Source organism: Tardiphaga sp., from assembly GCF_028290785.1.
In the GTDB taxonomy this organism is placed as follows: Bacteria; Pseudomonadota; Alphaproteobacteria; order Rhizobiales; family Xanthobacteraceae; genus Tardiphaga.
This window is the reverse complement of record NZ_JAQGJD010000113.1, coordinates 1-5,675: the sequence shown is the minus strand read 5'-3', so window position 1 is coordinate 5,675 and position 5,675 is coordinate 1. Positions and strand designations below refer to the sequence as shown.

The following is a 5,675-nucleotide window of genomic DNA, read 5'->3' as shown; positions in this document are numbered from 1 at the left end:
GTATCGCTCATCCAATTTTAAGGCCTCGCTGCGACATTGCGGATCGACCGAAATGATTCGAGCGCGGCACAGCATGTTCAACACCATTATTCTGCTAACGGGGCCGGCGGAGCATTCCATTTTCACCACCCTGTTACGGGCCCACAATCCCGAACTGACCGTGCTGCCGGCGTTCACTGAAGCAGACCTCGTCGCCATCGAGCCGGAATGGCTGGCGCGCGCGCGGCTGATCGCATTCAACACGCCGGTGATCGTCCCGAAGCATGCGCTCGAACAGCTCGGTTATGGCGCCTATAACTTTCATCCGGGATCGCCGCAATATCCAGGCCGGGCACCGGCGCATATGGCGCTGGCCGAGCGGGCCGCCGACTTCGGCGCCACCGTGCATCGCATGGTCGAGCAGGTCGGTGCCGGACCTATCGTCGATGTCGAACTGTTTGCGATTCCTTCGGACATCACCGTGGCCGGCCTTGAAGAGGAGGCCTACTCCAAACTGATTCAGATGTTCTGGCGGCTGGCGGGCGTGCTGGCGACCCAACAAGAGCCGCTGGTGCAGCGCGCGCTACGCTGGGGCGACAGGCAAAATTTCGGTCGCGCTTATCGGAAGAACGGCAATATCCTCCACCCAATTCCGCCAGACCAACTGCCGCACATCGAGATGTTCGGCGCCGACCATCTCGGTATTGTGCCGTCGATCGAATTGCCCGGCTTCCGATTCCCGGCGGAAGTGCCCGAAGCCGAGGCCGCCGAAGCCTAGTTGTTCGATGAGGCAACAGTCTGGTGGGTCGGCACTGCCGACCTCGTATCGTGCGATTTGCCGTTCAGTTCGTAGAGCAGGAAACTCAATATCATCAGCGCGCCCACGCCGATGATGGCCTTGGTGGGCTTGTGATGATGCTCCTCACCGAAGTTGTGGTGGTGGGCACCCGCATAGTTTGCTTCGGCGCCATCGACCTGATGGTCAGGCTGCGATGCCCAGGGTCCCGACTGATGGGTCATACCGTCCTCCTTGCCTGATGTCGTGAGGGTGACGAGAAGGCAATGGCGCGTAAACCCCCTTGTTCCGATCCAGCACCGTCATTTCCAGGCAGCTGCCCCCGTAGATTCGCAGCATTTCCGAACATTTCCAGGATTTGCCGGGAACCCATTACCGGTTCGCACGTTCAGGCATCTCACGGTCGTGCGTGGGAAGCAGGGGCAATGACGGAATGACTAGCGATAGCGATCGGTTTTCAACCGGCGTACCGGGGCTCGATACCATCTTAGGCGGCGGCGTTTTTGACGGCGGCATCTACATCATCCAGGGTGCGCCGGGCGCCGGAAAGACCATCCTCGGCAACCAGATCTGCTTCGCGCAGGCGGCCCAGGGGCGCAACGCGCTGTACATCACGCTGCTGGCAGAGAGCCACGCGCGGATGATTGGCCATATGCGGCGGCTGACATTTTTTGATGAAGCCGCGATTCCCGACCGGATGTCCTATGTCGGCGCCTTCAAGACGCTCGAGGACGACGGCCTGCGCGGCCTGCTCGACGTGGTGCGCCGCGAGGTCCGCACCCGCAATGCCAGCATTCTGGTGCTCGACGGGTTGATCACCGTCCATGAGAAGGCCCGTTCCGAACTTGAACTGAAAAAATTCATCCACGAGTTGCAGACCCAGGCCGCGTTCAGCAATTGCACCATGTTCCTGTTGACCAGCGCCTTCGATGCTGAGGCCTATCCGCCTGAACACACCATGGTCGATGGCCTAATCGAGTTGCAGACTTCATTGCACGGCCGCCGTGCCGAACGCTCGCTGCAGGTTCACAAGCTGCGCGGCAGCTGGTTCATGGGCGGCAAGCATTCCTACCGCATTACCGAGAGCGGCCACGCCATCTACCCGCGGGTCGAGGCGCTGCTGGAGACGCCCAGCGTATGGGACAGTGCCGATGGACCGATGGTCTCGGTCGGCATCGCCGGCGTCGATAAGATGCTCGGCGGCGGCGTCGACACCCATTCGGTGACGGTGGTGCTGGGACCGTCGGGATCCGGCAAAACCACCGCGGGTCTTCAGTTCCTTACCGGCGGACCGGCCGATGAGCCGGCCATGCATTTTGGATTTCACGAGAACCCGCGCGCGCTGGCCATCAAGGCGCGGACGCTGAAGCTTTCGATGGACGAGCGCGGCGACAAGATCAGCCTGCTGTGGCGGCCGCAGACCGAGGCTATCCTCGATGAGGTCGCCACCGAACTGCTCGGGGCGATCAAGGCGCGCGGCGTGCGCCGCCTCGTGATTGACGGCATCGAGGGGTTCTCCAAATTGACCGACGAGAAGACCCGCATCGGTTCTTTTTTATCGGCGTTGTGCAACGAGTTACGTGCACTGGGTGTTACTACGCTGGCGACGGCGGAGACGGATCATGCCGGGATCACGCCCGGGCAGCCGCTCAAGGGCGTAAACCAGACCGGCCTTTCAGCGGTCGCCGAGAATATCATCGCGCTGCATCTGGCGGCGCTGCGATCGGAAAACCATCGGTTGATGACCATTTTGAAATCGCGGGATCGCCGGACCGACATGCGGATGCGCCGTTTCGAGATCGCTGAAGGCGGCATTGCGCTCGATGAGGACTATCGCAAGGCAGAAGTCATCCTCCGGGACATTTCCAGTCAGGGTCCCGCACCGGCACCATTGGCGGATCTCAAATTGGCTGGAGAATAGCGGTGCGCACAGTCCTGATTGTCGAGGACGAATGGGCAATCGCCGACTGGCTGGAAGTCCTGTTGAGCGAAAACGCGTTCAACGTGCTGGTCGCCGGCAACGGTCGCGAGGCCCTCGACATCTTGCACCGTGAGACGCCGGACCTCGTGCTGACCGATTTCATGATGCCGTTCGTCGATGGTGCCGGCCTCATCACCGCGATGGCGCAGAACGACAAGCATCGCGACATTCCGGTGGTGGTAATGACATCGCTACTCGAACATGTGGTCAAGGAACGCGCCGGCAAGTTTCGGGCTTACTTGCGCAAGCCGTTTCGCGAGGCGGATTTGATGAAGGTGATCGGCGAGATTTTCCCGGGGTAGGGCGCGGCCCGGCCACGACGAGCGTGCGGCCTGACGTCTTGATCCAACGTCATGCCGCAACGCGGTAGATAGTCCCGCCTACTCACGTCCTTGCGCCAAACGCCGTTCTGGCGACACAAGCCGAAATCCCCGGCGGGGCATTTCATCACGAAATTGCGTTCTGCTTTCGCAGCCCTCCGTTGCCGAGAATAGTGGTGCGTCGCGCCGGAAAACCAACATAGAGTGTTTCTAAGGGAGTCGAATGTCTCCCAAATCGACACGCGACAGAGCCTCGACGACTAGATCCGGGCGGCAGTGAAGAGGATGCGATGGGAATCAACCAAGGCCCGATCAGTCTCGACCAGAAATACACCCAGGGCTCCGGCCATATCTTTCTGACCGGCATCCAGGCGCTGGTCCGGCTGCCGATGGCGCAGATTCGGCGCGACCGCGCGGCTGGTCTAAATACTGCTGGCTTCGTCACCGGCTACCGCGGTTCGCCGCTGGGCGGCTACGACCAGCAGTTGATGGCGGCGCGAAAACATCTCGACGAATATGGCGTCAAATTCCAGCCCGGCGTCAACGAAGATCTCGCGGCCACCGCGATCTGGGGCACCCAGCAGCTCAACCTGTCGCCCGGCGCCAACTACGATGGTGTCGTCGGTATCTGGTATGGCAAGGGCCCCGGTGTCGATCGCTGCGGCGACGTGTTCCGCCACGGCAATGCCGCGGGTTCGGCGAAATTCGGCGGCGTGCTTTGCCTCGCCGGCGACGACCACGGCGCCAAGTCCTCCACCGTGCCGCATCAGTCCGACCACGCTTTCATGTCCGCGCTGATGCCCTACCTGTACCCGTCGTCGATCCACGAGATGATCGAGATGGGCCTCCTGGGCATCGCGATGTCGCGCTATTCCGGCTGCTGGGTCGGCATGAAGGTGATCACCGAGACGGTGGAGACCACCGCGGAGATCGACCTCAACAACGAACTCAAGCCGTTCAACATTCCCGCCGATTTCGAAATTCCGCAGGGCGGACTGAACCTGCGCTGGCCCGACGACCGCTACGACCAGGATCGCCGGCTGCAGGATTACAAGGGCTTTGCCGCGATCGCCTTCGCCCGCGCCAACCACATCAACCGCATCACCATGGATTCTCCGAACCCGCGCTTCGGCATCATGGCTTCCGGCAAGAGCTACGAAGACGTGCGCCAGGCGCTGCGCGAGTTGGGCATCACCGACGAGGTCGGGGCCAAGATCGGACTGCGGCTCTACAAGATCGGCATGCCGTGGCCGCTGGAGCCGGAAGGCGTGCGTAACTTCGCGGTGGGACTCGAGGAGATCTTCATCGTCGAGGAACGTCGCGAGATCGTTGAGAACCAGGTCAAGCAGGAGCTGTTCAACTGGCGCGACGACGTTCGCCCGCGCATCATCGGCAAGATGGACGACAAGGATCACCGCTTCCTGCCGTTCGCCGAGGAACTGAGCGTCGCCAAAGTGGCGACTTCTTTGGTCGATCGCCTGCTGGCGATGGAAATCGATCCGGAAATCGCCGCGCTGCTTCGCGCCAAGGCCGACTGGTTTCACGGCCGCGACGCCTCGCAGGTGCAGGCGGTGGTGCCGATTACGCGTACGCCGTATTTCTGCTCGGGCTGCCCGCACAACACATCGACCAAGGTACCGGAAGGCAGCCGCGCGCTGGCTGGCATCGGCTGTCACTTCATGACGCTGTGGATGGACCGCAACACCGAGACGTTCACGCATATGGGCGGTGAGGGCGTGCCGTGGACCGGCATCGCGCCGTTCACCAAGGAAAAGCATATCTTCGCCAATCTCGGCGACGGCACGTATTTCCATTCCGGCAGCCTTGCGATCCGGCAGTCGATCGCCTCCAAGGCCAACATCACTTACAAGATCCTCTACAACGATGCCGTGGCCATGACCGGCGGCCAGAAGCACGATGGCGATCTGTCGCCGCAGCAGATCACCTTCCAGCTACACAGCGAGGGCATTCGCGACATCTATCTGGTCTCGGAAAATCCCGATGCCTATCCGGCGAAGGATATCGCTGATGGCGTCAAGCTCGCGCATCGCGACGAACTCGACGCCGTGATGAAGACGCTGCGCGAAGTGCCGGGCTGCTCGGCCATCGTGTTCGTGCAGACTTGCGCCGCCGAGAAGCGCCGCCGCCGCAAACGCGGCACACTGGTCGATCCGCAGCGCCGTGTCATCATCAACCCTGCGGTCTGCGAAGGCTGCGGCGATTGCTCGGTGCAGTCGAACTGCATTTCGGTGGAGCCGCTGGAAACCGCGCTGGGGCGCAAGCGGACCATCAACCAGTCCTCGTGCAACAAGGACTATTCCTGCCTGAAGGGATTTTGTCCGTCGTTCGTCACCGTCGATGGCGGCAAGATGAAGCGCAAGGCGCCGGTCGAACTCGGCAGCATAGGTGAATTGCCGGAGCCGGCAACGCGCCCCGGCCTTGCGCGACCCTACAACATCGCCGTTGGCGGCGTCGGCGGCACTGGCGTACTGACCATCGGCGCGCTGCTCGGCATGGCCGCGCATATCGAGGGCAAGGCCAGCATGATCCTCGACATGTCGGGCCTCGCGCAAAAGGGCGGCGCGGTGCTGAGCCACGT

General features: G+C 62.0%; 5 protein-coding genes. 4 read left to right on the top strand and 1 reads right to left on the bottom strand.

Going from position 1 to position 5,675, the window contains the following annotated elements:
* On the top strand, positions 1-757 hold a 757-nt coding region (locus JWR89_RS06380; protein ID WP_299713219.1), incomplete at its 5' end, for a formyltransferase family protein.
* Here the strand turns inward: JWR89_RS06380 and JWR89_RS06375 are convergent.
* A complete protein-coding gene (locus JWR89_RS06375; RefSeq protein WP_299713217.1) occupies positions 754-999 on the bottom strand; it encodes a hypothetical protein in 246 nt (81 codons plus the stop codon). The two genes, JWR89_RS06380 and JWR89_RS06375, sit on opposite strands and share 4 nt — an antisense overlap.
* A 209-nt stretch (positions 1,000-1,208) precedes the next feature.
* On the opposite strand from JWR89_RS06375, the gene JWR89_RS06370 reads away from it, so the two are divergent.
* From JWR89_RS06370 to JWR89_RS06360, 3 genes are all read left to right on the top strand, one after another.
* Positions 1,209-2,696, top strand: coding sequence for an ATPase domain-containing protein (locus tag JWR89_RS06370; protein ID WP_299713216.1), 1,488 nt, complete (start codon positions 1,209-1,211; stop codon positions 2,694-2,696).
* 2 nt (positions 2,697-2,698) lie between these two features.
* Complete coding sequence (locus JWR89_RS06365) at positions 2,699-3,058, top strand: response regulator (RefSeq protein WP_299713214.1); 360 nt, start codon at positions 2,699-2,701, stop codon at positions 3,056-3,058.
* Positions 3,059-3,366: 308 nt separating this feature from the next.
* Positions 3,367-5,675: indolepyruvate ferredoxin oxidoreductase family protein (locus JWR89_RS06360; protein WP_299713211.1), on the top strand; the 2,309-nt coding region annotated here is incomplete at its 3' end.